At 73.6% G+C, this 25,758-nt stretch carries 26 protein-coding genes and 1 other RNA gene; 11 read left to right on the forward strand and 16 right to left on the reverse strand.

The features are described 5' to 3' along the window. Nucleotides 1-35: 35 nt before the first annotated feature. The gene (locus ACZ7G1_RS27275; protein WP_470879469.1) at nt 36-1,478 is read left to right on the forward strand and encodes an RNB domain-containing ribonuclease; all 1,443 of its coding nucleotides are present in this window, start codon (nt 36-38) and stop codon (nt 1,476-1,478) included. On the opposite strand, the gene ACZ7G1_RS27280 is transcribed toward ACZ7G1_RS27275, so the two are convergent. Both ACZ7G1_RS27280 and ACZ7G1_RS27285 read right to left on the reverse strand, forming a co-directional pair. Continuing rightward, a complete protein-coding gene (locus ACZ7G1_RS27280) occupies nt 1,423-2,274 on the reverse strand; it encodes a hypothetical protein (RefSeq protein WP_470879471.1) in 852 nt (283 codons plus the stop codon). The two genes, ACZ7G1_RS27275 and ACZ7G1_RS27280, sit on opposite strands and share 56 nt — an antisense overlap. Further along, nucleotides 2,271-3,044, reverse strand: a complete 774-nt coding sequence (locus ACZ7G1_RS27285) for a MerR family transcriptional regulator (protein ID WP_470879473.1) — start codon at nt 3,042-3,044, stop codon at nt 2,271-2,273. Before ACZ7G1_RS27285 ends, ACZ7G1_RS27280 begins: the two co-directional genes overlap by 4 nt. Before the next feature lie 78 nt (nt 3,045-3,122). Here ACZ7G1_RS27285 and rnpB point away from each other — a divergent pair. After that, nucleotides 3,123-3,521: RNase P RNA component class A (rnpB, locus tag ACZ7G1_RS27290), an RNA gene on the forward strand. A 63-nt stretch (nt 3,522-3,584) separates the two neighbouring features. Here rnpB and ACZ7G1_RS27295 read toward each other — a convergent pair. Then, nucleotides 3,585-4,112: a DUF1203 domain-containing protein gene (locus ACZ7G1_RS27295; RefSeq protein WP_470879475.1), complete on the reverse strand. Its 528-nt coding sequence runs from the start codon at nt 4,110-4,112 to the stop codon at nt 3,585-3,587. 70 nt (nt 4,113-4,182) lie between these two features. After that, nucleotides 4,183-4,617 carry a hypothetical protein gene (locus tag ACZ7G1_RS27300; protein WP_470879477.1) on the reverse strand — a complete coding sequence of 145 codons (435 nt, stop codon included), beginning with the start codon at nt 4,615-4,617 and terminating at the stop codon, nt 4,183-4,185. 200 nt (nt 4,618-4,817) lie between these two features. Between ACZ7G1_RS27300 and ACZ7G1_RS27305 the strand changes: the two genes are divergently transcribed. Further along, the gene (locus ACZ7G1_RS27305; RefSeq protein WP_470879478.1) at nt 4,818-5,141 is read left to right on the forward strand and encodes a nuclear transport factor 2 family protein; all 324 of its coding nucleotides are present in this window, start codon (nt 4,818-4,820) and stop codon (nt 5,139-5,141) included. Between the two features lie 24 nt (nt 5,142-5,165). Here the strand turns inward: ACZ7G1_RS27305 and ACZ7G1_RS27310 are convergent, their stop codons facing one another. After that, a complete protein-coding gene (locus tag ACZ7G1_RS27310) occupies nt 5,166-5,909 on the reverse strand; it encodes an SDR family oxidoreductase (RefSeq protein ID WP_470879480.1) in 744 nt (247 codons plus the stop codon). Between the two features lie 356 nt (nt 5,910-6,265). Beyond that, nucleotides 6,266-7,267, reverse strand: coding sequence for a Gfo/Idh/MocA family protein (locus ACZ7G1_RS27315; RefSeq protein ID WP_470879482.1), 1,002 nt, complete (start codon nt 7,265-7,267; stop codon nt 6,266-6,268). An 85-nt stretch (nt 7,268-7,352) separates the two neighbouring features. On the opposite strand from ACZ7G1_RS27315, the gene ACZ7G1_RS27320 reads away from it, so the two are divergent. Beyond that, a complete protein-coding gene (locus ACZ7G1_RS27320; protein WP_470879517.1) occupies nt 7,353-8,627 on the forward strand; it encodes a Bcr/CflA family multidrug efflux MFS transporter in 1,275 nt (424 codons plus the stop codon). Nucleotides 8,628-8,679: 52 nt separating this feature from the next. After that, nucleotides 8,680-9,663 carry a small ribosomal subunit Rsm22 family protein gene (locus ACZ7G1_RS27325; protein WP_470879483.1) on the forward strand — a complete coding sequence of 328 codons (984 nt, stop codon included), beginning with the start codon at nt 8,680-8,682 and terminating at the stop codon, nt 9,661-9,663. Between the two features lie 10 nt (nt 9,664-9,673). Here ACZ7G1_RS27325 and ddaH read toward each other — a convergent pair whose 3' ends face one another. Continuing rightward, on the reverse strand, nt 9,674-10,504 hold the full coding sequence (ddaH, locus tag ACZ7G1_RS27330) for a dimethylargininase (RefSeq protein ID WP_470879486.1): 831 nt from the start codon (nt 10,502-10,504) through the stop codon (nt 9,674-9,676). Nucleotides 10,505-10,668: 164 nt separating this feature from the next. Here ddaH and ACZ7G1_RS27335 point away from each other — a divergent pair, with 164 nt between their 5' ends. Then, nucleotides 10,669-11,301, forward strand: coding sequence for a TetR/AcrR family transcriptional regulator (locus tag ACZ7G1_RS27335; RefSeq protein ID WP_470879488.1), 633 nt, complete (start codon nt 10,669-10,671; stop codon nt 11,299-11,301). A gap of 113 nt (nt 11,302-11,414) precedes the next feature. Further along, a complete protein-coding gene (locus ACZ7G1_RS27340; RefSeq protein ID WP_470879490.1) occupies nt 11,415-12,194 on the forward strand; it encodes a bifunctional DNA primase/polymerase in 780 nt (259 codons plus the stop codon). A gap of 58 nt (nt 12,195-12,252) precedes the next feature. On the opposite strand, the gene ACZ7G1_RS27345 is transcribed toward ACZ7G1_RS27340, so the two are convergent. From ACZ7G1_RS27345 to ACZ7G1_RS27375, 7 genes are all read right to left on the reverse strand, one after another. Further along, nucleotides 12,253-13,332, reverse strand: coding sequence for an SCO2278 family lipoprotein (locus tag ACZ7G1_RS27345; protein ID WP_470879492.1), 1,080 nt, complete (start codon nt 13,330-13,332; stop codon nt 12,253-12,255). Further along, nucleotides 13,289-14,170 (reverse strand): iron uptake transporter permease EfeU, encoded by an 882-nt coding sequence (gene efeU / locus ACZ7G1_RS27350; protein ID WP_470879494.1) that lies wholly within the window; start codon nt 14,168-14,170, stop codon nt 13,289-13,291. The genes ACZ7G1_RS27345 and efeU overlap by 44 nt, the downstream gene beginning before the upstream one ends. A gap of 18 nt (nt 14,171-14,188) precedes the next feature. Continuing rightward, a complete protein-coding gene (gene efeB / locus ACZ7G1_RS27355) occupies nt 14,189-15,454 on the reverse strand; it encodes an iron uptake transporter deferrochelatase/peroxidase subunit (protein WP_470879495.1) in 1,266 nt (421 codons plus the stop codon). A 14-nt stretch (nt 15,455-15,468) separates the two neighbouring features. Next, the gene (gene efeO, locus ACZ7G1_RS27360; protein WP_470879496.1) at nt 15,469-16,626 is read right to left on the reverse strand and encodes an iron uptake system protein EfeO; all 1,158 of its coding nucleotides are present in this window, start codon (nt 16,624-16,626) and stop codon (nt 15,469-15,471) included. Between the two features lie 194 nt (nt 16,627-16,820). Continuing rightward, complete coding sequence (locus tag ACZ7G1_RS27365; protein ID WP_470879497.1) at nt 16,821-17,708, reverse strand: heme ABC transporter ATP-binding protein; 888 nt, start codon at nt 17,706-17,708, stop codon at nt 16,821-16,823. Continuing rightward, nucleotides 17,705-18,775 (reverse strand): FecCD family ABC transporter permease, encoded by a 1,071-nt coding sequence (locus ACZ7G1_RS27370; protein WP_470879518.1) that lies wholly within the window; start codon nt 18,773-18,775, stop codon nt 17,705-17,707. The genes ACZ7G1_RS27365 and ACZ7G1_RS27370 overlap by 4 nt, the downstream gene beginning before the upstream one ends. Nucleotides 18,776-18,810: 35 nt before the next feature. After that, nucleotides 18,811-19,890, reverse strand: coding sequence for a heme/hemin ABC transporter substrate-binding protein (locus ACZ7G1_RS27375; RefSeq protein WP_470879498.1), 1,080 nt, complete (start codon nt 19,888-19,890; stop codon nt 18,811-18,813). Nucleotides 19,891-19,968: 78 nt separating this feature from the next. Between ACZ7G1_RS27375 and ACZ7G1_RS27380 the strand changes: the two genes are divergently transcribed. The 3 genes from ACZ7G1_RS27380 (at nt 19,969) to ACZ7G1_RS27390 (ending at nt 23,817) form a co-directional block, all read left to right on the forward strand. Further along, nucleotides 19,969-21,378, forward strand: coding sequence for an HtaA domain-containing protein (locus ACZ7G1_RS27380; RefSeq protein WP_470879499.1), 1,410 nt, complete (start codon nt 19,969-19,971; stop codon nt 21,376-21,378). 174 nt (nt 21,379-21,552) lie between these two features. After that, complete coding sequence (locus ACZ7G1_RS27385) at nt 21,553-23,064, forward strand: HtaA domain-containing protein (protein ID WP_470879500.1); 1,512 nt, start codon at nt 21,553-21,555, stop codon at nt 23,062-23,064. A gap of 84 nt (nt 23,065-23,148) precedes the next feature. Beyond that, a complete protein-coding gene (locus ACZ7G1_RS27390) occupies nt 23,149-23,817 on the forward strand; it encodes a PhzF family phenazine biosynthesis protein (protein WP_470879501.1) in 669 nt (222 codons plus the stop codon). Here ACZ7G1_RS27390 and ACZ7G1_RS27395 read toward each other — a convergent pair. Continuing rightward, complete coding sequence (locus ACZ7G1_RS27395) at nt 23,807-24,457, reverse strand: biliverdin-producing heme oxygenase (protein ID WP_470879502.1); 651 nt, start codon at nt 24,455-24,457, stop codon at nt 23,807-23,809. The genes ACZ7G1_RS27390 and ACZ7G1_RS27395 overlap by 11 nt on opposite strands. 114 nt (nt 24,458-24,571) lie before the next feature. Then, nucleotides 24,572-25,429: a type I methionyl aminopeptidase gene (map, locus tag ACZ7G1_RS27400; RefSeq protein ID WP_470879503.1), complete on the reverse strand. Its 858-nt coding sequence runs from the start codon at nt 25,427-25,429 to the stop codon at nt 24,572-24,574. Nucleotides 25,430-25,490: 61 nt separating this feature from the next. Between map and ACZ7G1_RS27405 the strand changes: the two genes are divergently transcribed. Beyond that, nucleotides 25,491-25,724 (forward strand): hypothetical protein, encoded by a 234-nt coding sequence (locus tag ACZ7G1_RS27405; RefSeq protein ID WP_470879504.1) that lies wholly within the window; start codon nt 25,491-25,493, stop codon nt 25,722-25,724. The last annotated feature ends 34 nt before the right edge of the window (nt 25,725-25,758 follow it).

Below are 25,758 nucleotides of genomic sequence, written 5' to 3' on the forward strand. Positions count from 1 at the left end.
GTGCCGGGCCTCACCCCGGGCCATACGCTCGGTCCATGCCCCGCCGCCACATCCACGTGACCGGCGCAGCCGAGGCTCCGCTCCGGGCCGCCCTGCGCGCACTCCGTACCGAGCTCGCCGTCCCGGAGGCCTTCCCGCCGGCGGTGCTCGCCGAGGCCGAGGCGGCCGCGAAGAACCCCCGCCTCCCCTCGTACGACGCGACCGACATCCCCTTCTTCACGGTCGACCCGCCGACCTCCACCGACCTCGACCAGGCCATGCACCTGGCCCGCAGGGCCGACGGCGGCTACCGGGTCCACTACGCCATCGCCGACGTCGCCGCGTTCGTCGCCCCGGGCTCCGCGCTCGACGCGGAGGCCCACCGCAGGGTGCTCACCCTGTACTTCCCCGACGGCAAGGTCCCGCTGCACCCGGCCGTGCTCTCCGAGGGCGCCGCGAGCCTCCTGCCAGGCGAACCGCGCCCCGCCCTCCTCTGGCGCATCGACCTCGACGCCCAGGGCCGCCGGGTCGCCACCGACGTCCGGCGGGCGCTCGTCCGCAGCCGCGCCAAGCTCGACTACGACACCGTCCAGCGGCGGATCGACGACGGCACGGCCGAGGAGCCCGTCGCGCTCCTCCGGGACATCGGGCGGCTCCGCGAGGCCCTCGAAGCCGAGCGCGGCGGCATCTCCCTCAACGTCCCCGAGCAGGAGATCGTCGAGACCGGCCACACCTACTCGCTCGCCTACCGGGCCCCGCTGCCCGCGGACGCCTGGAACGCCCAGATCTCGCTGCTCACCGGCATGGCGGCCGCCGACCTCATGACCGCGGCGGGCACCGGCATCCTGCGCACCCTGCCCACCGCCCCCGACGGCGCCGTCGCCCGGCTCCGCCGCTCCGCGCACGCCCTCGGCGTCGACTGGCCGCACCACGTCTCGTACGCGGACGTGGTCCGCTCCGCCGACCCCACCAACCCGCGCCACGCCGCCTTCCTCCAGGAGTGCACCACCCTGCTGCGCGGCGCCGGGTACACCGTCTTCACCGACGGCCACGTCCCCACCCCGGCCGTGCACGCCGCCGTCGCCGACGAGTACACCCACTGCACCGCCCCGCTGCGCCGGCTCGTCGACCGGTACGCGGGCGAGCTGTGCGTGGCGGCGGTCGCGGGCGACGAGCCGCCCGAGTGGGTACGGGCCGCCCTGCCCGCCCTGCCCGACGAGATGGCCGCCGGGTCGCGCCGCGCCAACACCGTCGAACGCGAGAGCGTCGACATCGTCGAGGCGGCCCTGCTGCGCGAGCGGATCGGCGAGGTCTTCGACGCGTACGTGATCGACGTCAAGGAACGCGAACCCGCCGTCGGCACCGTCCACCTGGACGACCCGGCCGTCGTCGCCCGCATCGAGGGCGGCACCTCCCGCCTGCCCCTGGGCGAGTGGCTGCGGGTCAGGCTGTCGGAGGCGGACCCTGGAGCGGCGAAAGTGCTGTTCGCGCCCGCGTGAGCGCCCCGTACAGCGCCTTCGGGTCGTCCGCGTGCAGCCGGATCAGCCGTACGGGCCGGGGCGCGCCGAGCAGCCGGGGCGCGTCGACCGGCTCGGTCAGCTCGACCGTCAGGGAGGTCTGAGAGCCGACGGCCAGGTTCAGCTCGCCGTCCTTCTTCTCGTGCGAGAAGCACAGCTCCTGCCGGACGGCCGCGATCCGGTCGAGCGGGACCCGTACGTCGACGTGCGCGGCCTGCCGGACCCGCAGGACGTCCCCGGTGAGGGTGTGCGGGCGGGTCGCCGACGCGGCGTGCAGCCCGAGGACGAACAGCACCGTGTAGACGTCGAGGACGAGCACGACCGCGTGCACCACCGGCCACTCGGCGAGCAGATACGACATGCCGGCCGTCTCGACCAGACACACGAACGCGAAGCCGTACATCAGCGCCGCCTGGTCCCGCGCGTGCGGGAACACCCCGTCCGCGCCCGCCACCCCCTGCGGCCGCCGGGCGACCCAGCGCCCGAGGCTCGCCATCAGCCGCAGCTCGTGCCCGACCAGCCGCAGCACCGGCTCGGGCACCAGCTCCGCCACGGCCTCGCGGCGGGACAGCCCGCGCCGCCGCAGCCCCCGGTAGGCCAGGCCCTCGGCCGTCAGGAGGACGGCCATCAGCACCTCGGCGAGGGCCCACACGGCCCCGGGTATCCGTATCCCGCCGACGAGCAGGACGGCGAGGACCAGCTCGGCGGGCAGCGCCACGTACGCGACGAGCCGGAGCAGCCGCAGCGGGCGCGGGCGGGAGCCGTCGCCACGGCTCATCGGCCGCCCTCCCGTCGCTCCGCGACTCGTTCTCCGGCTCGTTCTCCGACGAGGCGGACCGCCAGGCGTACGGCCGCCGACTGGGCCGGGGCGAGGTCCGCGAAGAAGGTGTCGGCGAGGCCGCCGGACCCCGCCGGAGGCAGCTCCACGGCGATCCCGTCCGGCAGGACGGCGGCCAGGGCGCGGGCCGCCCCGTCCACCCGGGGGTCGTCCGGCGCCGCGTCGGCCAGCGCGTCGAGGAGCCCGTACAGCTCGGGCGCGCTGTCCGCCGCCCCGCGCATCAGCTCCATCAGCCGCGCCCGTTCCTCCTCGGGCACCACCACGTCGAGCAGCGCCAGGATCTCCCGGTCCTTCGCCGCCATCGGCGAACCCGGCACCTCGCCCACGCCCGCCAGCAGCGCCGCCAGCTCCGGCGACACCGGCCCCTCGGCAGGCAGCCGCCCGGCCCGCGCCTCCGCGAGCAGCACCGCGAGCCGCTCCCGCCGCTCCCTGATCACGGCCTCCTGCCGCGCCAGATCCTCGTTCAGCTCCTCCAGGACCTCCACGAGCCCCCTCCCCTCGTCGTCCGCCAGCACCCCGCGCACCTCGTCGAGCCCGAGCCCCAGCTCGGTCAGCCGCCGGATCCGCGCGAGCAGCACGGCGTCCCGGACCCCGTACTCCCGGTATCCGTTCGCCCGCCGCGCGGGCTCGGGCAGCAGCCCCGACTGGTGGTAGTACCGCACGGCCCTGGGGGTCACCCCGACCAGCGCGGCGATCTCGCCGATACGCATGCCGCCCAGTAGAAACCCTGACGCCACGGCAAGGTCAAGCACCCGCCCCCCTGCGGGTAGCATGGTCGGCACGGCAGACGAGCCGGGCGGACGGCCGCGTGGGGATCCCCGGATCCCCCCGAGGAACGTCCGGGCTCCACAGAGCAGGGTGGTGGCTAACGGCCACCCGGGGTGACCCGCGGGACAGTGCCACAGAAAACAGACCGCCGGGAGCTTCGGCCCTCGGTAAGGGTGAAACGGTGGTGTAAGAGACCACCAGCGCCTGAGGTGACTCAGGCGGCTAGGTAAACCCCACTCGGAGCAAGGTCAAGAGGGGACACCCCGGTGTCCCTGCGCGGATGTTCGAGGGCTGCTCGCCCGAGTCCGCGGGTAGACCGCACGAGGCCGGCGGCAACGCCGGCCCTAGATGGATGGCCGTCGCCCCGACGACCGCGAGGTCCCGGGGCACAGAACCCGGCGTACAGCCCGACTCGTCTGCCCCCTTCACGAAAAGGGCCCCCGCCCGGGATTTCCCGGCGGGGGCCCTTTCGTGTGCCGTGGTCAGGGGCGGGGGCGGCGGACTTCGAACATGAAGCAGCCGTATTCGAGGGCGCGGACGTGGACGAGGGCGACGGTGGGGTCGGCGAAGGCTTCGGTGAAGGCGTCGGTGAAGGCCTGGTCGACGGTGTCGGGGGAGGCGTCGGGGAGGGCGAGGAGGCGGCCGCCGGCGATGTGGCCGGCGGAGTCGTAGCGGCGGACGGTGCGGAGGGCTCCGGCGCGGGCGAAGGGGTAGGTCGCCGAGGGGGTGGGGCCGCCGCAGTCGTCGGCGTGGATGAAGACGGGGCCCTGTTCGTCGTAGGCGCCCGGGTCGGCGCCGGTGGCGGCGGCCCAGCGGCGCAGGGGCGCGTACGAGACGAGGGCGATCCGGTCGCCGGGGACGGAGGGACGCAGGCAGCAGCGGAGCGGGTCGCCGCCGTCGGTGACGGTGTACGGCTCCGGTGCCCGGCCGGCGTCGTCGGCGAGGCGCAGCAGGGCGAGGGTGCCGGCGGCGATGGGGAGCGCGGTGTACGTGAGCGTGTCCGTGTTCATGCGGTCAGCCTCGCGCGCGCGTGCCCCGGGGTGCTGGCGGCATTCGGACAGGGTGTTCGCGGGGGTGCGCTCAGTCGAGGACCTCGATCGTCCACTGCGGGTCGCGGTCGTCGGTGCGGACGAAGACGCGCTTGGGGCGGAGGGAGCGGTCCTCGAAGAGGTCGCGGCCGAGGGCGAGGCCGTGCTGGTCGATGAGGTGGGTGCCGGTGCGGAGCTCGGCGAGCGAGGTGAGGGTGGTGGTGCCGGTGTCGTCGACGCGCTGGATCCGCCAGACGGACGCGGGGGAGGCGTCGGGGCGGACGAGGGCGGGGGCGCGGTCGGCGCCGGCCGAGGCGATGGTGTCGTCGGTGCCCTTCGCGGTGAACCGGAAGCCGTCGGTCTCGCGGGTGACCAGCCATTCGGCGGCCCGGGCCCGGTCGGTGAGGAAGCCGACGAGGGCTCCGTCCTCGACCCCGACCGGGGCCCCCTTCGCGTACAGCCTGACGACCGCGCCGATGTCCGACATGACTCCTCCTGGGTGGTTCCTGTGGGTGGAGCGATAGTGCCGGGCCGGGAGGGGACGCGGCGAGGGAACACGCGGGCGGTACGCCGGGTGGCGCTGAGAAGTCGTCAGGGCGCGGCCGGCGGGGGTCCGGAACGGCTGTCGGGGGGACCTCGCGGCCCGGGCGTACGGGCGGCGGGGGAGGTCGGGTGTACGGGTGGGGCATGACGATTCCCGTGAACCAGCTCAGCGACCCCGCCGTGCGTGACTTCGTCACGGCCCTCAACGCCAACGACCAGGAGGCCTTCCGGGCGACGCTCGCGCCGGGCGCGACGATGTCCGACGACGGGTCGGAGCGCGACCTGGAGGCCTGGACGGAGAAGGAGGTGTTCTCCTCGCGGGGGCACATGGAGATCGAGTCCGAGAAGGGCGACGGGCGGGTGCTCGTCGCCCGCTACCGCAACGACACCTGGGGCGAGATGCGCACCAAGTGGCAGTTCACCGTCGACGGCGGGAAGATCAGCCGCTTCGAGACCGGGCAGGCGTAGTCCCCCGCGCACGGGCCGGGGGTGCTACCCCCGGCCGATGTACGGCATCGCGGTGGCCATGACCGTGGCGAACTGGACGTTCGCCTCCAGGGGCAGGGCCGCCATGTGCACCACGGTCGCCGCCACGTCGGCCGCGTCCATCACCGGCTCGGCCGCGAGCTCACCGTTCGCCTGGAGGATGCCGGTCTGCATGCGGGCGGTCATCTCGGTCGCCGCGTTGCCGATGTCGAGCTGGCCGCAGGCGATGCGGTAGGGGCGGCCGTCGAGGGAGAGGGACTTGGTGAGGCCGGTCATCGCGTGCTTCGTCGCCGTGTACGCGATGGAGTGCGGGCGCGGCACATGGGCGGAGATGGAGCCGTTGTTGATGATGCGGCCGCCCTGCGGGGTCTGGTCCTTCATGGCGCGGAAGGCGGCCTGGGCGCAGAGGAAGGCGCCGGTGAGGTTGACGTCGACGACGGCGCGCCAGGTGTCGGGGTCGAGGTCCTCGACGGGGACGCCGCCGCCGGCGAAGGTGCCGGCGTTGTTGAAGAGCAGGTCGACGCGGCCGTAGTGGTCGCGTACGGCCGCGAAGAGGGCGGCGACCTGCTCGGGGGAGGTCACGTCCGTCGGGACGGTCAGGAAGTCGCCGCCCGGGACGGCCGCGGCCGTCTCCGCGAGGGCGTCCGCGCGGCGGCCCGCGAGGGCCACCGACCAGCCGGCTTCCGCGAGCGCCAGCGCCACGCTCCGGCCGATGCCCGATCCCGCTCCCGTCACCACTGCGATGCTCATGGGCGCGCAGCGTACGCGAGACGTGTGCACCGTGAACTCATCCGTCCGACACGTGGATGTTCTGTACTCGACAAGGCAGCGAATGACGGACGGCGTCACCGGCGCGGCCGCCGCGCTCGCCTTCGCGACCCAGCTGCCGGCGGCCGGCGCCGCGGCCGCCGCCGGCTCTCGGCTTCGCTCGAGCAGGGGGACCCCCATCGCCGCCCCCAGCTGCCCGAGGGGCCCGACATGAGGCTGTACCGGCGGCTGCGCTTCGGGCGCCCGCGCCGACTTCCGTACGGTCCCGTACGTGACCCGGCCGGGCGTTCCCGTCACCACCGCCGCCTGCTGTGTCACGGAGGCGGGCAACCCGGGGCTCACGCCCGTATGGCGGCGACCTCCGAGGGATAGCGGACGCCGACGCGCTCCCGTACCGCGTCGAGCGTCCGCATCACGGCGAGCGAGCCGTCGAGGGGGACGAGGGGGGACTCGGTGGCGCCCGCCCGCAGACAGCGCATGACCTCCTCGGCCTCGTGTCGCAGCGAGTGCGGGTGGTCGTCGTTGACGTACTCCTCCGGCTCGGCGCCGTGGCGGTGCAGGGTGAACCGCTCGGGGTAGAAGAAGCCGCGCGGGACGTCGATGCGGCCGAGGGTGCCCGTCACGGACGCGGTGAGCGGGGTGTCGGCGACGAGCGAGCAGGACAGCAGCGCGGAGGCGCCCGAGTCCCAGCCGAGCAGCATGCCCGTGTTCAGGTCGACGCCCTCGGGGGAGAGCAGCGCGTGTGCCTGTACGGAGGAGGGCTCGCCGAGCAGCAGGTGCGCGAACGACACCGGGTAGACCCCGAGGTCGAGGAGGGCGCCGCCGCCGACGGCAGGGTCGAGCAGCCGGTGGCCGGCGTCGAAGGGGCCCACGAGCCCGAAGTCGGCCTGGACGGTGCGGACCTCGCCGATCGCGCCGCCGCGGACCAGCTGGACGAGCCGGCGGATCAGCGGGTTGCAGTACATCCACATGGCCTCCATGAGGAAGAGGCCGCGGTCCCGGGCGAGGCCGACCAGTTCCCCGGCCTCCTGGGCGTTGAGCGTGAGGGACTTCTCGCACAGCACCGCCTTGCCGGCCTCCAGGGCCAGGCCGGCCGCGGCGCGGTGGGCGGCGTGCGGGTTGGCCACGTACACCACGTCGACGTCCGCGTCGGCGAAGAGCCCGGCCCATTCCCCGTACGCCCGCGGGATCCCGAAGCGGTCCGCGAAGGCCTTGGCGGAGGCCTCCGTGCGGGAGGCGACCGCGACGACCTCGACCCCGTCGAGCGTCAGCAGGTCCGTGGTGAAGCGTTCGGCTATCCCGCCCGTCGCCAGGATTCCCCAGCGCACCGTTCTCTCCATGTTCGCCCATCCGTTCTACTGAGGTCTCGACCATGCCGATCGAGCTGAGAGCATAGGCAAGGTTTCAAACGAAATGGAGCAGTCGATGCCCGAGAGCGGCCAGAAGACAACACAAGGGCACATAACCGCAACAGCCCCCGTGGTGACCGCCGCCCGGCGCACCGGGCTGCTGATCGTGCTCGTCCTGGGCGGGCTCACCGCCCTGCCCCCGCTCTCCATGGACATGTACCTGCCGGCGCTGCCGGAGGTCACCGGCTCGCTCCACGCCCCCGCCGCCACCGTCCAGCTCACCCTCACCGCCTGCCTCGCCGGCATGGCCCTCGGCCAGCTCGTCGTCGGCCCCATGAGCGACAAGTGGGGACGCCGCCGCCCGCTGCTCGCCGGCATGGTCGTCTACGTCCTCGCCACCGCCGCCTGCGCCCTCGTGCCCACCGCCGAACTCCTCATCGGCGCCCGGCTGCTCCAGGGCCTCGCCGGCGCCGCCGGCATCGTCATCGCCCGCGCCGTCGTCCGCGACCTCTACGACGGCGTCGAGATGGCCCGCTTCTTCTCCACCCTCATGCTGGTCTCCGGCGCCGCGCCGATCGTCGCCCCGCTCATCGGCGGCCAGATCCTGCGGATCACCGACTGGCGGGGCGTCTTCCACGTCCTCACCGTCATCGGCGTCCTGCTCACCTTCGTCGTCTGGCGGTTCCTCGACGAGACGCTGCCGCCCGAGCGCCGCCACCACGGCGGCGTCGGCGCGGCCCTGCGCACCATGCGCGGCCTCCTCGCCGACCGGGTCTTCGCCGGCTACATGCTGGCCGGCGGCTTCGGCTTCGCCGCGCTCTTCGCGTACATCTCGGCCTCGCCGTTCGTCGTCCAGGAGATCTACGGCGCCTCCCCGCAGACCTTCAGCCTGCTCTTCGGCGTCAACTCGGTCGGCCTCGTCGCCCTCGGCCAGGTCAACGGCAAGCTCCTCGTCGGCCGCGTCCGCCTCGACAAGGTGCTCGGCTGGGGCCTCGGGACGATCCTCCTCGCCTCCCTCGCGCTGCTCCTCATGACCACCGGCGTCTTCGGCGAGGTCGGCCTCTTCCCGATCGCCGCCGCCCTCTTCGTCCTGATGTCCGCGATGGGCGTCGCCCTGCCGAACACCAACGCCCTCGCCCTGACCCGCACTCCGCACGCCGCCGGATCGGCCTCCGCGCTCCTCGGCACCACCTCCTTCCTCGTCGGCGCCGTCGCCTCCCCCCTCGTCGGCATCGCGGGCGAGCACACCGCCGTCCCCATGGCCGTCGTCCAGGTCGCCTGCGCCCTGCTCGCCCTCGCCGTCTTCCTCGGCCTGTGCCGCCCCTGGCAGTCCACCCGCGGCGAGCTCTGAAGGCCCCGGCGGGGCGGAAAGGGCGCCCGGCCCCGCCGCCTAGACTGTCTCGGTGAACGCCTCACCTGCCTCCGCCGAGTCCCTGCGCGCCGCCCTCGCCGGGCTCCTCGACGGGCTGCCGCCCAGCCAGGCCGCCAAGGCCGTCGAGCGGCTGATCGCCAACTACCGGGGGACCACCCCGACGGACGCCCCCGTGCTCCGCGACCGCTCCGACGTCGCCGCGTACGCCGCGTACCGGATGCCGGCGACCTTCGAGGCGGTACGGGGCGCCCTGTACGCCCTCCGGGACGCGGCGCCCGACTGGGCACCCCGCACGCACACCGACGTGGGCGGCGGCACCGGCGCGGCGGGCTGGGCCGTCGCCGAGGCGTGGGGGCAGGAGCCGCCGCGCACCACCGTGCTCGACTGGGCCGAGCCCGCCCTCGCGCTCGGCCGGGAACTGGCCGCCGGGGTGCTGGACGCCGAGTGGCGGCGCGAGCGGATCGGCGCCGCGCTGAGCCTCGCCGCCGCGGACCTCGTCACCGTCTCGTACGTCCTCAAGGAGCTGACCGAGGCCGACCGGACGGCGCTGGTGACGGAGGCGGCGCGGGTCGGGCAGGCGGTCGTGATCGTCGAGCCCGGCACCCCCGACGGCTACGAGCGGATCATCGCCGCCCGCACCCTGCTCGTCGAGGCCGGCTTCACCGTCGCCGCGCCCTGCCCGCACAGCGGGGCCTGCCCGATCGAGCCGGGCACGGACTGGTGCCACTTCGCGGCCCGGGTCAGCCGCTCCTCGCTGCACCGGCGGGTGAAGGGCGGCTCGCTGCCGTACGAGGACGAGAAGTACAGCTACGTCGCCGCGACCAGGTTCCCGGTGACCCCCACGGTCTCCCGCGTCATCCGCAGGCCGCAGATCCGCAAGGGCCTGGTCCAGCTCGACCTCTGCGGCCCCGACGGGCTGGCCAGGGAGAACGTCACCAAGCGGCACGGGCCCCTGTACAAGCAGGCCCGTGACGCGGACTGGGGCGACTCCTGGCCGCCGGAGCTCGACGACTAGACCCGGAGGTCTAGGGGCGCAGCTCCTGGGTGCAGCACTTCACGCTGCCGCCGCCCTTGAGGAGTTCGCCGAGGTCCATGCCGAGGGGTTCGAAGCCGCGGCGGCGCAGCGGGTCGAAGAGGCCGACCGCCGCCTGCGGCAGGAGGACGTGCAGGCCGTCGCTGACCGCGTTGAGCCCGAGGGCCGCCGCGTCCTCGGCGGTGGCGACGAGCGCGTCGGGGAACAGCCGGGCGAGGACCGCGCGGCTGCCGGGGGAGAAGGCCTCCGGGAAGTACATGATCTCGTCGCGGGTGTCGTCGAGGACGCAGAGCGCGGTGTCCAGGTGGTAGTAGCGCGGGTCCACCAGCTCCAGGCCGATCACCGGGCGGCCGAAGAACTCCTGCGCCTCGTCGTGGGAGAGCGGGCTGGAGCGGAAGCCGCGTCCGGCGAGGATCCAGGAGGCGGTGACGGCGAAGTCGCCCTCGCCCTCGTTCACGTGCTCGGGCACCCGCACGGCGTCGTCCGCCCAACCGTTCCTGCGGAACCAGGACAGGTGCGCGTCGGCCTCGGGCGCCCGCTCCGGGTGGGCGAACTTGGCGCCCAGGACCCGGCCGTCGACGACGGTGGCGCCGTTCGCCGCGAAGACCATGTCCGGCAGCGCCGGGTCGGGCCGCAGGAGCTCCACAGTGTGGCCGAGCGCCCGGTAGCGGTCGCGCAGGTCCTCCCACTGGGCGAGGGCGAGCGGCAGGTCGACCGGTTTGGTGGGGTCCATCCAGGGGTTGATGGAGTACGTCACCGTGAAGTGCGCGGGTGGGCACATCAGATAACGGCGGGGCGAGGACGTGCGCGGAGTGGGGCGCAATGAGGGCTCCTCACGGACGGGTGGACGGAAGAACCGAAGATCGGTGGACCCCATGGTCCGCTCTCGGCGGCCTTCGCGCAGTGGACCGTTCGGGTGGTTCGGCGCCGTCATCTCATACGACCCATGGCGAGACGTCTCGTCTCGTTCGCTGCTAGATTGGGCCCATGTCCGAGACCAGGCCCGCCAAAGCCGCCCCCGACGCCTCCCGCCGCAGCGAGCGCTCCCGCCGCGCCATCTTCGACGCCGCCCTCGCCCTCGTCTCCGAGACCGGCTACGCGAAGACCACCATCGAAGGCATCGCCGCCCGCGCCGGAGTCGGCAAGCAGACCATCTACCGCTGGTGGCCCTCCAAGGCGGCCGTACTCCTCGACGCCTTCCTCGACCTCGCGGCCCGCGCCAACGAGGCCCTTGGTGGTGACGCCGACAGTGAGATCCCCGACACCGGCGACCTCGCCGCCGACCTCCGGTACGTGCTGCGCGCCACCGTCGACGAGATGAACGACCCCGCCTTCGACGCCCCCACCCGCGCCCTCGCCGCCGAGGGGATCGTCGACCCCGAACTCGGCGCCCGCTTCACCGAAGCCCTGCTCGAACCCCAGCTCCAGTACTACGTCCGCCGCATCGAGGCCGCCCAGGCGGCGGGCCAGGCCGACCCCGACGCCGACCCCCGCCTCGCCGTCGAACTCCTCGTCGGACCCCTCCACCACCGCTGGCTCCACCGCACCCTGCCGCTCACCCACGCCTACGCCGACGCCCTCGTCGACCTCGCCCTGCGCGGCCTCGCGCCGAGGAACTGACCGCCGTCGGGCGCCTCGGGCCGACCCCGGTTCCGCACTCCGGTCACCCGGGGCGCAGGATGGTGGGACCATGGGCAGAGCCGAACGGGCGAGCATGAGGTGTGAGGGGATAGATGGGCGACGGCATCGGCCGCTACCGCGGCACGGAGAGCAAACTCGCACAGTGGCTGCGCAGGCGCCCCAAACGCGCGGCGGCCGACGACGGGAACGACCGCGAGAAGCTGCTCCTGGCCGTCGCCGCCGCCGGACTGCCCCTCGCCCCCGCCGCGTACCCCGTCGGCTACAGCTGTTCCTGTGAGCGGATCGGCTGTCCGACCCCGGCCCGCCACCCCGTCTCCTTCGCCTGGCAGACGCAGTCGACCACCGACCGCGCCCAGATCGAGCGCTGGGCCAGGAACGAGCCCAAGGCCAACTTCGTCACCGCCACCGGCATGGTCCACGACGTCCTCGACGTGCCGCTGGCCGCCGGCCGCGCCGCCCTCGACCGCCTCCTCGCCGAGGGCGTCGAGGTCGGGCCCGTCGCCGAGTCCGCCGACGTCGACACGGTCGGCGGGCGCATGCTCTTCTTCACCGCCACCCGCGGCACCCCCGAGGACGAGGACGAGTGGTGGCCGTGTGAGCTCGACTGCCACCCGGAGACGATGGACGAACACCCGGGGCTGCGCTGGCACTGCCGCGGCAGCTACGTCCTCGTACCGCCCGCCCGCCTCCCCGGCGACGAGGACGACCATCCCGTCGTCGCCTGGGTCCGCGGCCCCGAGCACCCGCTGCCCGACCCGCTGAACCTCCTGGAGACCCTCCAGGACGCCTGCGCGCGCCACGCCGCCGAGCGCGAGGCGGACGGCGATGGCGAGCACACCGCCCACGAGATCGCCTGGCCCCTGACCCGCTGAGGCCCCGCGCCCCGATCCGGCCCGCCCCGGAAGACGGGCCCCAAGGGCCCCAAGGGCCCTACGAGCCTTCCGCGCCCACCACGCCCTGGAGCCGGCTCGCGACCGTGACGGCGTCGCGGTCCGCGCCCGCCGGCTTCACCAGGACCGCCTGGCTCGACACCCACTCGCGGGTGACCGTGTTCTTGATCTCGCCGGTCAGCAGCGCCTTGACGTCAGGACCGACCTTGGGCCGGTAGCCCTTCGCCGTCGTCTGCCGCTCGAAGTACCGGGTGGCGAAGAAGACGAGCGCGCCGCCGTCCCGCGTCCGCAGCCCGAGCGGCGCGAAGTCGCCCTGGTCGGTGGTCTTGTCGAGGTACTGGGTGGCGAGCCCCGGCCGCTTGGCCGTCTTCTCCCGCTGCGCCCGCCACTCGGTGGTGTGCGCGCCCGGCGCGAACGGGCCCTGCCCGTCCTTCAGATAGGAGACGTACCGCTTGCCCAGGTCCCGGGGGGCGACCGCGAGCGCGTCACCGTCCGACGGGACCGGCACCGCGTATCCGGCCTCCTCGGCGAACTCGGGCACCTCCGAGGCGCCGAGGATGCCGAGGTAGGCGACCTCCCACAGCTGCTGCGGCCCGTTGCGCACGAAGACCAGCAGCCAGCGCTGGTCGCCGGCGCCCTGGTCGACGTCCCGGTTGGTGTCGGTGTCCGCGACGAACCAGCGCGGCCAGCCGGCCTTCCTGGGCAGCACGAAACGCGCGTCCGTCAGCTCGAGCGGCCTGTGGTTCTTGTTCCCGCCGGGCGTGTTGATCGACCGGGCGCGCAGGCCGGCCTGGTTGATCTCGCCGAGCGGACCGGTGACCCGGCCCGCGTCGAGCGCCGGGTCGTACGCCTTGTCGGCCCGGTTGTAGGCGGCCGTGAAGTCCGCGAGGGCCTGCGCCGCCTCGGCCTTCGTCGCCGGCGGCAGCAGCGCCGTCTCGCCGTGCACGGTCACACAGCCGCTCGCGGTCAGCGACAGGACGGTCGCCGCCGCCGTCGCCGCGAACAGCCGGACCGGTCGGCGCGTCCCGCGTTCGAGCGGTCGCGCCGGCCGGCCCGGCGATCCTGCCGTCAGTCGCTCAACCGGCCGTCTCGGCGCTCGCCGCAGCCTCAGCCTTGTCATCGGTCGCCTTCTGCTTCTTCACCCGCACGGACGCACCCGACCCTATCGGGGCCAGGAACAGCGCGAGCGTCGGGATCAGATACAGCGCCCACACCGTGACCTGAAGGACCGTCGGATCCGGCTGGAAGTTGAAGACGCCCTTGAGGACCGTGCCGTACCAGCTGTCCGGCGGGATGGTCGCCGAGACGTCGAAGGCCTTGTCCGCGAGGCCGCCGAGGAAGCGCGCCTCCTGGAGGTCGTGCACGCCGTACGCGAGGACGCCCGCCGCCACCACGACCAGCATGCCGCCGGTCCAGGTGAAGAACTTCGCCAGGTTGATCTTCAGCGCGCCCCGGTAGAACAGCCAGCCGAGCAGCACCGCCGTCAGCAGACCGAGGAGGACGCCGGTCAGAGGCGCGTACGTGCCGTCCGATGAGGCACGCACCGAGGCCCACACGAACAGCGCCGTCTCCAGGCCCTCCCGGCCCACCGCGAGGAACGCGGTGGCGACCAGCGCGCCCGTGCCCATCCGCAGGGCGGCGTCCAGCTTGCCGTGCAGCTCGGCCTTGAGGTGCCGGGCCGTCCGCCGCATCCAGAAGACCATCCAGGTCACCAGGACCACCGCCACGATGGACAGCGAGCCGCCGAGCAGCTCCTGTGCCTCGAAGGTCAGCTCCTGCGAGCCGAACTCCAGGCCGGCGCCGAAGGCCAGGGCCACGCCGACGGCCACACCGATGCCGATCCAGACCGGCTTCAGCGCGTCACGGCGTCCCGTCTTCACCAGATAGGCGATGAGGATGCAGACGACCAGGCTGGCTTCGAGGCCTTCGCGCAGGCCGATCAGATAGTTACCGAGCACCTCGGTTCCCCTCCTCGATCACGAGAACAGCGCCCGGCCCCACCAGTCGTCCTTGTCACGGACGCCCGGCGGGACGGCGAAGAGCGCCGAACCCACGTGCTGTGTGTACTCGTTGAGCACGTCGGACTTGGCCAGCGAGGTCTGCACCGGGATGAAGCCGGTGCGGACGTCCTTCTGGTACGCCAGGAAGAACAGGCCCGCCTCCAGACGGCCGAGACCGTCCGTGCCGTCGGTGAAGGAGTAGCCGCGGCGCAGGATCGTCGCCCCGTTGTTGCTGTCCGGGTGGGCGAGCCGGACGTGGGAGTCCGGCTTCATCGCCTTCAGGAACGGCTCGTCGTGCTCCTTGGCCTTGCCGACCGGGGCGCCCTCGCGCTTGTCGCGGCCGAAGATGTCCTCCTGCTCGGCCAGCGGGGTGCGGTCCCAGGTCTCGACGTTCATGCGGATGCGGCGGGCGACCAGGTACGAGCCGCCGTCCATCCAGGCCGCGGCGCCCTCGGCGTCCTTGCCGGAGACCCACACGTGCTTGGCGAGCCGCTCGGTGTCGGTGCCCGCGATGTTGCGGGTGCCGTCCTTGAAGCCGAAGAGGTTGCGCGGGGTCTGGGCGTCCGGGGTCGTCGAGGACGTCTTGCCGAAGCCCAGCTGCGACCAGCGCACCGCGACCTTGCCGAAGCCGATGCGGGCCAGGTTACGGATGGCGTGCACGGCGACCTGCGGGTCGTCCGCGCAGGCCTGCACGCAGAGGTCGCCGCCGCTGCGGGCCGCGTCCAGGTTGTCGCCCGGGAACTTGGGCAGATCCACCAAGGCCCCGGGCCGCTTGTCCTTCAGCCCGAAACGCTCGTCGAAGAGCGAGGGGCCGAAGCCGATGGTGAGGGTGAGGCGGGAGGGCTTGAGGCCCAGCGCCTCGCCGGTGTCGTCCGGCGGGGCCTCCGGCAGGCCGCCGTAGGCGCCCTCGCCGACCTCGGCGCCGGCCGTCATCCGCTCGGCGGCCCGCGTCCAGTCCTTGAGGAGCTGGACCAGCTCCGCGCGGTCCTTCGTCTTCACGTCGAAGGAGGCGAAGTGCAGCCTGTCCTGCACGGCGGTGGCGATGCCGGCCTGGTGCGCGCCGTGGAAGGGCACGGCACCGCCGGTGTCGGCGACCGGGGCGGTGCCGTCGCCGTCCCGGGTCAGCGCCACGGCGCCGCCGGCCGCGGCGGCACCGAGCGCGAGCCCGGCGCCGCCCCAGCCGATGACCTTGCGGCGGGAGGGCGCGGCGGCCTGCTCCGTGGTGTTCGTCTCGTCGCTCATGAGTGGTCCCCCTGCTACTTCACGACCGCGGCGGCGAGCTTGGAGAGCGGCTCCGCCAGCGCGTTGACGCCGTCGGAGAGCTCCTTGCGCTCGGCCTTGCCGACCTTCTCGTACGAGGTGAAGGCGTAGCCGCTCTTGTCGGCGCGGTACTTGTCGAGCAGCGTGTTCAGCGCGGCGAACTGCTTGTCGAGTTCGGCGACGAGCTTGGCGTCGTTCTTCGAGGCGACCGGCTTGAGCAGCTCGAAGGACTTCTGCGCGCCCTCGACGTTCGCCTTGAAGTCGACGAGGTCGGTGTGCGAGTAGCGCTCCTCCTCGCCGGTGACCTTGCCGGTGGCGACCTCGTCCAGGAGCTCCTTGGCGCCGTTGGCCATGGAGGTCGGGGTGATCTCGGCCTTGCCGACGCGCTTCACCCAGTCCGCGAGGTCCTTGTCGAGGAGGTCGGCGAGCTGCTTCTCGCGGTCGCCGATCTTCTTGTCCTGCCAGAGCGCCTTCTCCAGGCGGTGCCAGCCGGTCCAGTCCTTCGCCGGGTCCTGGCCGTCCTCCAGGCCGTCCTCGCGGACGTCGACCTTGGGGTCGATGTCACCGAAGGACTCGGCGACCGGCTCGGTGCGCTCCCAGCCGATGCGGGAGTCGGCGTAGGCCTTCTTGGCGGCCTCGATGTCACCGGCGCGGACGGCGTCGGTGAAGACCTTCACCTTGGGGAGGGTCTCGTCGGCCTGCGCCTGGACGTACTGGCGGTAGGCGGCGACGGCCGTGTCCATCTCGGGGGAGCGCTTGGCGGCGGCCTGGCCGGCGCCGGTGACCTTGACCTGCTGGCGGATGCCGTCGCCCTTCATGCCGGGCTTGCAGGCGATGGCGTAGTCGCCGGCCTTCACCTCGGCGGTGATGGTGGCCTTGGTGCCGGGGCCGATGTTCTCGCGCTCGGTGACGATCCGGTCGTCCGGGAAGAGGACGTAGACCTCGGTGACCTTGGAGCCGCGGTTCTCGACGGCCAGCTTCACGTGGCCGGCCGGGAACTCCTTCTTGGAGACCTCACAGGAGTCGTCCTTGGCGACGACGGTGATGGTGCCGTCGTCGGCCTTGGAATCGCTTTTCTCGGCGCAGCCCGTGACGGCGGTCAGAGCGGCCGCGGTCGCGGCGGCGGTGACGACGGAGAGGCGGACGGCTCGCATGAGGGCTCCAGGAAAGCGGGGACGGGGGTGAGGCGGACCTAACTTAACCGAGGCTTACCTCAGCCATACCCACCCGTCCAGTGATTCAGCTCTCAGGCCCGGCGGACCGGACACGGCGGAATCACAGGGACTTCATGGGGTTCTCATGGCTTGGTCAAGAGCAGGTCAAGCGGGGAGGATTGTCCTGATTTGGTTTACGTGGCGGTAGGAGCGGCGGGAACGGAGGCCGCCGCCCCGCCCGCGCGCACAGGGACCACCAGCGGAACGCCCGTCCGCGGATGCGGGAACACCTCCACCCGCTGCCGGTAGACCCCGCTCAGCAACTCCGCGTCCAGCACCGCCGCCGGCGGCCCGTCCGCCGCGATCCGCCCCTCGTGCAGCACCGCGACCCGGTCCGCGTGCGCGGCGGCGAGCCCCAGGTCGTGCAGGACGACCACCACCGCGTCCCCGGCCGCCGCGCGCTCCCGGCAGACCCGGAGGACCAGCTCCTGGTGGCGCAGGTCCAGCGCGGCGGTCGGCTCGTCGAGCAGCAACAGACCGGTCCGCTGGGCCAGTACGCGGGCCAGCGCCACCCGCGCCCGCTCGCCGCCCGAAAGCGCCGAGAAGGGCCGCCCCGCGAAGGCCGCGACCTCGGTGGCCGCCATCGCCCCGGCGACGGCCGCCTCGTCCTCCTCCTCCCGCGCGGTCCCCGCCCACGGGGCCCGGCCCATCCGCACCACCTCGGCGACCGGGAACGGGAAGGAGAGCGCGGCGGCCTGCGGCAGCACCGCCCGGCGCAGGGCGAGTTCCCCGGCCGGCCAGTCGCCCGCGGGCCGCCCCCCGATCCGTACCTCCCCGGCGTCCGGGGCCAGATCCGCCGCGAGCGCGGCGAGCAGCGTCGACTTCCCGGCGCCGTTGGGCCCCACGAGCGCGAGCACCTCGCCGGCCCGCACCCCGATCCCCACCCCGTCGAGGACCGTCCGGCGCCCCCGGTCCACCCGTACGCCGACGGCCTCGGCGACGAGCGCGCCGGGCGCGGCGGGGGAGGGGAGCGACCGGGCGCGCGGCCGCGGCAGCAGTCCCCGGAGTCGTACCGATGTCATGCCCAACCACCTTGCTTGCGACGGGTCCTGCGCAACAGCCAGAAGAAGAAGGGGCTGCCGAGGAGGGCGGTGAGGACGCCCAGCGGAAGTTCGGCCGGCGCCGCGACCGTACGGGCCGCGAGATCACCGGCCGCGAGGACGACGGCCCCGCCCAGCGCGCTGCCCGGCACCAGGAAGCGGTGGCCGGGGCCGTTCGCCATCCGCAGCAGATGCGGTACGAGCAGGCCGACGAAGGTGATGATCCCGGCCACCGCGACCGCCGCCGCCGTGAGCAGCGCCACCACCAGGATCAGCACCACCCGCAACCGCTCCACGTCCACGCCCAGATGGCGGGCGGGCCGCTCGCCGAGCGCCAGCAGGTCGAGCCGCCGCGAGTGGAAGGGCGCGACGGCCAGGCCGAGCAGCGCGCACGGCAGCACCGCGAGGACCTTCGGCCAGGTCGCCTGGGCCAGCGAACCCAGCTGCCAGAAGGTGATCTGGGTGACCTGCGCGTTGTCGGCGAAGAAGAGGAAGAGGCCGATCAGGGCCCCGGCGAAGGCGTTCACCGCGATGCCGGTGAGGATCAGCGTCACCACCTCCGTACGCCCGCCCGAGCGGGACATCGCGTACACCAGCAGCACCGTGGCGAGCCCCGCGACGAACGCGCAGACCGTCACCGTCCAGTTGCCGAGGAAGGTGAGCCCCAGTGCGATCGCCCCGACCGCGCCCACCGCCGCGCCCGCCGAGATGCCGATGACGCCGGGCTCCGCGAGCGGGTTGCCGAACACGCCCTGCATCAGGGCGCCCGCGCAGCCCAGGGACGCGCCGACCAGGACGGCCAGGACCACCCGGGGCAGCCGGATGTTCCACAGGACGCTCTCCGCCGTGCGGTCGAGCGCGTGCCCGCCGAGCCCGGTCCGGTGCCGGACGGAGGCGAGGACGTCGCCGAGCGGGATCTCGTACGCCCCGACCCCGGCGGACAGCAGCGAGAGCAGCAGCAGGGCGGCGAGCAGACCGAGCGTGAGGACGGTGGCCCGGCCGCGCCGCGGGCGGTCGGCCGCGGCCGGCGGGTCGGCCCGGTCCGGCAGGGGACGGACGGGCTGGTCCGTCCGGGGAGCCGCCGTCACCTCGCCTCCCCGTACAACTGGCCGGCCAGGGACTTCAGGACCTGGTCGGTGCGCGGGCCGTAGTTGAGGAGGACGCCGTCGTCGACGGTGACGACCCGGCGGGCGGCGCCGGCCGGGGTCTCGGCGACGCCCGGGATCCGCACCAGACCGTCGACGCCGCCGACCGAGGCCAGGCCCTTGCTCATGACGAGGAGCGCGTCGGGCGCGGCCTGCGCGAGCGCCTCGCTGGTGATCGGCGTGAAGTCCTTCGTGAGCCCCGACTCCTTGCCCGCGTCCACCGCCCCGGCCGCTTCGAGCAGGGAGCTCGCGCCGGATTCGGCCCCGCCGAGCAGATAGACGGCGGCCGAGCCGCGCACGTAGAGGAACGCCACCCGCGGCTTCTCCCGGCCGGCCGGAATCCCCTTCCGTACGGCGTCGATCCGCGCCCGGGTGCGCTCGCGCAGCTCCGTGCCGGAGCCGGGCGCGCCGAGGGCGGCGGCCACCGCGTCGATCCGGGTGCCGACGTCGGCGAGCCCCTCGGCGGGCTTCACGACCACGAGCGGGACGCCCGCGTCCCGGATCTGGGCGATGGCCTCGGCCGGTCCCGTGGTGGACTCGGCGAGCACGAGGGTCGGCCGGAGCGAGAGCACGCTCTCGGCGGAGACGTCGTGACCCCGCGTCACCACCGGCAGCCCCGCGGCCTGTTCGAAGGTGGCGGTGATGTCCCGGGCGACGACACGGTCGCCGAGGCCCAGCGTGAAGACGATCTCGCTGAGGGAGCCGCTGAGCGGCACGATCCGGTCGGCGGAGGAAACGGTGACCTTCCGGCCGTCGGCCGAGGGGACGGTGACGGGCAGTCGGGGCGCGGCCGGTGCGGCCAGCGGCTCGACCCGGTCGGGGGCGAGGGCCGCCCGCGCGGCGGGCGCGCTTCCGGCTCCGCCCCCGCTCCCGGTTCCGCCCCCGCCGGGGCCCGTGCCGCCGCAGCCGGTCGCCGCGAAGGCGAGGGCGAGCGCTGCTGTCAGCGCTCCCGCTAGGCGAGTTCTGCGCACCGGGCACCGTCCTGTCGTTCGTCTCCTGGTCCGTCCCCGGGGGTGCACGGGGGCGGCGGGGTTCCACCCCGACTCGATGTAGCTTAGGTTAGCCTTACCTAAGTCACTAGCCCTCGGAGGGGCTCCATGCTGCTGTCCAGATCCGCCCGCGCACTTGCCGCGACCCTGCTCGCGGCCCTGCTCGGAGCCCTGGCACCGGCCACCGCCGCCCACGCGGAGAGCCGTACGGTGCAGGGCGGACGGCTCGACTGGGGCATCAAGTCCTCCTTCCAGAGCTACGTCACCGGGCCCATCGCACAAGGCGGTTGGAGCCTCACCGGCGGCGCCGCGACGACCGGCGGCAGCCGGTTCCGCTTCCACTCCGCCCAGGGCTCCTACGATCCGGCGACCGGCGCCTTCGAAGCCGCCTTCACCGGCGGCGTCCGCTTCACCGGCCACCGCAGGGCGGACGGCGGCAACGAACTCGACCTCACCCTCAGCCGCCCCCGCGTCAGCATCCGGAACGGACGCGGCACCCTCTACGCCGACATGGCGAGCAAGGCCAAGGGCAGCGACCGCGTGACCGTCACCTCCCGCGTGCCCCTCGCCGCCCTCGACCTCGGCGGCGTCGACATGCGCGGCGGCGGCAGCCCCCTCGCCCTCACCGGCGTGCCCGCCACCCTCACCGCCCAGGGCGCCACCGCCTTCGCCGGCTACTACCCGGCGGGCACCCCACTGGACCCCGTCAGCCTCACCGTCGACGTGACCACCACCCCGAAGCCGACCCCGACCCCGCCGACCGGCCGGCCGACCACCGGCCCCTCCACCGGCCCCTCGCCCACGGCGAGTTCGCCCGCCGCCCTGCGCGGCCAGGTCGACTGGGGCGTCCGCCGCACCTTCCGCGAGTACGTCACCGGCGCCATCGCCCAGGGCGGATGGAAGCTCACCGGCGGAGCCCAGGACGGCGGCGCGCTCTTCCGCTTCCCCGACGGGAAGGGCAGCTACGACGCCACGAAGCGCCGCCTCGACGCCGCCTTCGCGGGCAGCGTCCGCTTCACCGGCGCCCACCTCGACCTCACCCTCGGCAAGGTCAGGGTGAAGGTCGCCGACGGCACCGGCACCCTCAGCGCCGACGTCACGACCGCGGGCACGACCCGCGCTGCCGTCCCCCTCGTCACCTTCGCCGCGCCCGGCTTCGCCGCGAAGGACGGCATCGCCCTCGTCACCGAAGCCCCCGCCACCCTCACCGAGGGCGGCGCCGAGGCATTCGGCGGGATGTACCGGGCGGGCACGGCGATGGACCCCGTCTCACTCGCCGTCGCCGTCGACACCAAGGCCCAGCTGCCCCCGCTCCCCGACCTGGGCAGCGACGCCGGGCCCACGCCGTCCGCCGGCGCCACCACGCCGAAAGCCCCGGCCGCCACCGCCGCCACCCCGGCCACCGAGACCTCCGCCACCGGCACCTACCTCGCGATCGGCGGCGGTGCGCTGCTCGTCGCCGTCCTCGCGGTCCTCGCCGCCGTGCGCCGCCGCCGTACCGGCACGCCCACGGGCTGACCCGGCGGCCCGCGCCACCCCGGACCAGCCCGCACATCTCCCGTACACCGTCCCGGACTTCCCCCCCCCGTACCCCGTCCCGCATCCCAGGCGCCCCGCGCCGGCTCCCGCGCGCCCGCGCGCACCCCTTCATACCCCTTTGCACCCTTTCGCACCCCTAGGAGAGACCCGCCCATGGCCACCCCCCTGCGCCGTTCCGTCACCCTGGCAGCCGCCGTCGCCACGGCGGCCGCCCTCGGCACGGGCGCCGTCGCGCTCGCCCTGCCCGCCGCCGCGGCCGACGCGGCCGCGCCGCCGATGACGCTGAGCGACGGCACCCTGGACTGGGGCATCAAGCAGTCCTTCCGCTCGTACCTGGCCCAGCCCTTCGCCCACGGGAGGACCACCGTCGAGGGCGGCGCCCGGCAGGCCGCGGGCAACGGGGTCTTCACGTTCGTGGACGGCACCGGCACGTACGACACGGGCAGCCACGCCACCGCCAACTCCTTCAAGGGCGGCGTCCACTTCGAGGCCCACGAGGGCGTCCTCGACATCCGGATCTCGGACGTACGGCTGACGACCAAGGGCACGGCCGCGCCCACCGGCGAGATCACCGCGGACGTCGTCACCAAGGAGAAGGACGGCACCTTCACCACCCGCGACGACATCGCCTTCGCCGCGCTCGACATGACCGGCGTCCGGCCGGCCCAGGGCGCGGGCGGCGCGATGGTCTTCAAGGACATACCGGCGAAGCTGACGAAGGACGGCGCGGCGGCGTTCGCCGGCTTCTACAAGGAGGGCGACGCGCTCGACGCGGCCACCCTCACGGTCAAGGCGGGCGCCCGGCCGACCACCGCCCCGCCGACCACGGCCCCGCCCACCACCGCGCCCCCGACCACGGCCCCGCCCACCACGGCACCCGCCACCACGTCACCCACTACCGCCGCACCCGCGACCGCCACCCCCGCCACCCCCTCCGGTGTCGTCGACGGCCGTCTCACCTGGGGCGTGAAGCAGAGCTGGCGGACGTACGTGGCCCAGACCTGCGGCGGCACCGTCACCCCGTCCGCCGGCGCGAGGAAGAACGGTTCCTCCTACGAGTTCGGCTTCGTCAAGGCCGACCTCGACGCCGACGCCCGCAAGGCCGACGCCGCCTTCTCCGGAAAGCTCGCCTTCGCGTGCGCCGCGCACGGCATCGACTGGACCATCGGCGACGTGAAGGTCACGGCCAAGGGCTCCAGCGGCACCCTCACCGCCGACGTCACCACCGCCCGGGGCACCCGGAACGACGTGGCCTTCGCCGAGCTCGACCTGTCGAAGGCCGACTGGACGGCGACGGACGGAGCGGTGACCCTCGCGAACATCCCGGCGAAGCTCACCAAGGACGGCGCCGCCCAGTTCGCCGCGCCGAGCGGCATGAGCTTCTACGGCCCCGGCACGGCCGTCGACCCGGTCACCCTGACCCTGTCCGCCGACGCGGGAGCCCCGCTCCCGTCGACCGCCGGCGGCTCCTCCACGACCACCGGCGGCACCACCGGCGGCACCACGGGCGGCGGCGGGACCGTCGGCGGGGCCGGCGGCACCGCGGCCCTCGCCGCCACCGGCTCCGGCGCCCCGAACGGCCTCCTGCTCGCCGTCTCGGGCGTGACGGCCGCCGCCGGTGCCGCCGTCGTCATCGCCGTACGCCGCCGGGCCCTGGGTTCCTGACCAGCCGCGCCCGGGCCGGACAGGGCCGCACCCGTTCGTCGGGTGCGGCCCTGCCGCCGTACCGTCTGGTGGTTGAATTCCGCCATGAACACGACCGCCACTGACATCGACGTCCTCCGGGTCTTCTGTGCGGGCGACGGCCGGCACGGCAACGCGCTCGGAGTCGTACGGGACGCCCGCACCCATCCCGACGAGGCGTCCCGGCAGGCACTCGCCAAGGAACTCGGCTTCAGCGAGACGGTGTTCGTCGACGACCCGGAGCGCGGCATCGTCGACATCTACACCCCCAGCGTGCGGCTGCCGTTCGCCGGCTACCCGCTGATCGGCGCCGCCTGGCTGCTCGACCTGGAGGTCATCTGCCCGCCCGCCGGCGAGGTGTGGGTGCGCGGGGACGGCGAGTTCACCTGGATCGAGGCGCGCGCCGACTGGGCGCCGTCCCGCACCCTGCGCCAGTACGGCTCCGCCGCCGAGGTCGACGCGCTCGACGTGCCCGAACCGGGCGAGTGGATCTACGCCTGGGCGTGGGAGGAGGAGGCCGCCGGCCGGGTCAGGGCGCGGGGCTTCCCCGGCCGCGGCGACGGCATCGACGAGGACGAGGCGACCGGCGCCGCCGCCCTGCTCCTCACCGCCGAGCTCGGCCGGGCCCTGAACATCACTCAGGGCCGGGGTTCGCAGCTGCTCACCGCACCCGGCCCTGACGGCATCGTGGAGCTGGGCGGACGGGTCCGCCTGGAGGGAACCCTCACGCGCTGAGCGGGAACTCCGTGCCCAGCTGCTGGAAGAGCGCGGTGTTGAAGGCGAAGGCGCGCTTGCACTCGTCGACGATGCGCTGCTTCTCCAGGTCGTCGGCGTTGACGCCGTCGAGGAGCTCCCGGTACTCCCGCTTGAAGGCGGCCGGGTTGGAGATCTGCTCGAAGACGTAGAAGCGGACGCCGTCGCCCTTGCGGGCGAAGCCCCAGGTCCGTTCGGCCTTGTCGCGGATGATCTGGCCGCCCGACAGGTCGCCCAGGTAGCGCGTGTAGTGGTGGGCGACGTATCCGGCCGGCCAGTCGCGGGCGCATTCGGCGACCCGCTCGGCGTAGGCGACGGTGGCGGGCAGCGGGGAGACCCCGGCGCGCCAGCCGGGGCCGCGCAGATGGGCGAGGTCCTGCTCCAGGGCGTCCGTGCGGAAGAGCTCGGGCTGTATGAACGGCCCGGCGACCGGGTCCTGGCGCAGCGCCTCGGCGCCCTCCTCCAGGGCCCGGTAGACGAACCAGAGCTGCTCCGTGTACCGCGCGTAGGCGTCGACCGCCAGACGTCCGCCCAGCAGGTCACCCATGAAGGACGACGTCTCCGCCTCCGTGTGCTGCTCGTGCGAAGCCGTACGGATCAGGGTGGAGAAGGGCGTGTCCAAGGCGTGCCTCCGAGACCGATGGAACGGGAACCAGTGACGATCCTGCCAAGTTAGGCTTACCTAAGTCAACTGGTTCCCGACGTCCTGTCGGTAAAACGCTACCCCTTGGGGCGGTCAGGGCAACGTAAGGATTTCGGCCCCGTTCTCGGTCACCACGAGCGTGTGCTCGAACTGCGCCGTCCGCTTCCGGTCCTTGGTCACCACGGTCCAGCCGTCGTCCCACATGTCGTAGTCGTGGGTGCCGAGCGTCAGCATCGGCTCGATCGTGAAGGTCATGCCGGTCTTGATCTCGGTGGTGTGGTGGGGGGAGTCGTAGTGGGGGACGATCAGGCCGGAGTGGAACGACGAGTTGATGCCGTGCCCGGTGAAGTCCCGCACGACGCCGTAGCCGAACCGCTTGGCGTACGACTCGATGACCCGCCCGATGATGTTGATCTGGCGGCCCGGCTTCACCGCCTTGATCGCCCGGTTCAGGGACTCGCGGGTGCGCTCCACGAGCAGCCGCGACTCCTCGTCGACGTCGCCGCAGAGATAGGTGGCGTTGTTGTCGCCGTGGACGCCGTTGATGAACGCCGTGACGTCCAGGTTCACGATGTCGCCGTCCCGCAGCACCGTGGAGTCCGGGATGCCGTGACAGATGACCTCGTTGATCGAGGCGCACAGCGACTTCGGGAAGCCGCGGTAGCCGAGGGTCGAGGGGTAGGCGCCGTGGTCGCACATGTACTCGTGGGCGACCCGGTCGAGCTCGTCGGTGGTGACACCGGGAGCGATGTGCTTGGCGGCCTCCTCCATCGCCTGGGCGGCGATGCGGCCGGCGATCCGCATCCGTTCGACGGTGTCGGAATCCTGCACCTCGGGCCCGGTGTACGGGGCCGGGGCGGGCTTCCCGACGTACTCGGGGCGGCGGATGGAACCCGGAACGGAGCGGTGGGGGGAGAGCTCCCCCGGTACGAGAAGCGACTGGCCAGACATGCCAGCGAGTCTAACGACCGGGTCTGGGGCAGCATGGTCTCGGAGGAAGGAGCCGACGACGATGGCCCTGTTCAAGAAGCGCACCGTGGGCAAACCGGGCGAGTGGTACTACTGCCTGGAGCACAAGAAGGTCGAGGAGGGCCCCGAGTGCCCCGCCAAGAACCGCTTCGGCCCGTACGCCAGCCGTGAGGAGGCCTCCCACGCCATGGAGACCGCCCGTGAGCGGAACCTGGAGTGGGAGACCGACCCGCGCTGGCACGACGAAGCCGGAAAGGACCGCACCCCGGACGAGTGACCGCCGGGGGCCCGCCGGGACCGTCTTCCACGGC

The organism is Streptomyces sp. NPDC037273, from assembly GCF_055603625.1.

Bases quoted from the DNA above. Each gene is read 5' to 3' on its own strand.
- ACZ7G1_RS27310 (WP_470879480.1), bottom strand. From the start codon at position 5,909: ATGAGCATCGCAGTGGTGACGGGAGCGGGATCGGGCATCGGCCGGAGC.
- map (WP_470879503.1), bottom strand. From the start codon at position 25,429: ATGTCTGGCCAGTCGCTTCTCGTACCGGGGGAGCTCTCCCCCCACCGC.
- ACZ7G1_RS27335 (WP_470879488.1), top strand. From the start codon at position 10,669: ATGTCCGAGACCAGGCCCGCCAAAGCCGCCCCCGACGCCTCCCGCCGC.
- ACZ7G1_RS27315 (WP_470879482.1), bottom strand. From the start codon at position 7,267: ATGGAGAGAACGGTGCGCTGGGGAATCCTGGCGACGGGCGGGATAGCC.
- ACZ7G1_RS27320 (WP_470879517.1), top strand. From the start codon at position 7,353: ATGCCCGAGAGCGGCCAGAAGACAACACAAGGGCACATAACCGCAACA.
- ACZ7G1_RS27385 (WP_470879500.1), top strand. From the start codon at position 21,553: ATGGCCACCCCCCTGCGCCGTTCCGTCACCCTGGCAGCCGCCGTCGCC.
- ACZ7G1_RS27345 (WP_470879492.1), bottom strand. From the start codon at position 13,332: ATGACAAGGCTGAGGCTGCGGCGAGCGCCGAGACGGCCGGTTGAGCGA.
- ACZ7G1_RS27275 (WP_470879469.1), top strand. From the start codon at position 36: ATGCCCCGCCGCCACATCCACGTGACCGGCGCAGCCGAGGCTCCGCTC.
- ACZ7G1_RS27285 (WP_470879473.1), bottom strand. From the start codon at position 3,044: ATGCGTATCGGCGAGATCGCCGCGCTGGTCGGGGTGACCCCCAGGGCC.
- ACZ7G1_RS27295 (WP_470879475.1), bottom strand. From the start codon at position 4,112: ATGAACACGGACACGCTCACGTACACCGCGCTCCCCATCGCCGCCGGC.
- ACZ7G1_RS27280 (WP_470879471.1), bottom strand. From the start codon at position 2,274: ATGAGCCGTGGCGACGGCTCCCGCCCGCGCCCGCTGCGGCTGCTCCGG.
- efeO (WP_470879496.1), bottom strand. From the start codon at position 16,626: ATGCGAGCCGTCCGCCTCTCCGTCGTCACCGCCGCCGCGACCGCGGCC.
- ACZ7G1_RS27380 (WP_470879499.1), top strand. From the start codon at position 19,969: ATGCTGCTGTCCAGATCCGCCCGCGCACTTGCCGCGACCCTGCTCGCG.
- ACZ7G1_RS27405 (WP_470879504.1), top strand. From the start codon at position 25,491: ATGGCCCTGTTCAAGAAGCGCACCGTGGGCAAACCGGGCGAGTGGTAC.
- efeB (WP_470879495.1), bottom strand. From the start codon at position 15,454: ATGAGCGACGAGACGAACACCACGGAGCAGGCCGCCGCGCCCTCCCGC.
- ACZ7G1_RS27340 (WP_470879490.1), top strand. From the start codon at position 11,415: ATGGGCGACGGCATCGGCCGCTACCGCGGCACGGAGAGCAAACTCGCA.
- ACZ7G1_RS27365 (WP_470879497.1), bottom strand. From the start codon at position 17,708: ATGACATCGGTACGACTCCGGGGACTGCTGCCGCGGCCGCGCGCCCGG.
- ACZ7G1_RS27390 (WP_470879501.1), top strand. From the start codon at position 23,149: ATGAACACGACCGCCACTGACATCGACGTCCTCCGGGTCTTCTGTGCG.
- ACZ7G1_RS27300 (WP_470879477.1), bottom strand. From the start codon at position 4,617: ATGTCGGACATCGGCGCGGTCGTCAGGCTGTACGCGAAGGGGGCCCCG.
- ACZ7G1_RS27305 (WP_470879478.1), top strand. From the start codon at position 4,818: ATGACGATTCCCGTGAACCAGCTCAGCGACCCCGCCGTGCGTGACTTC.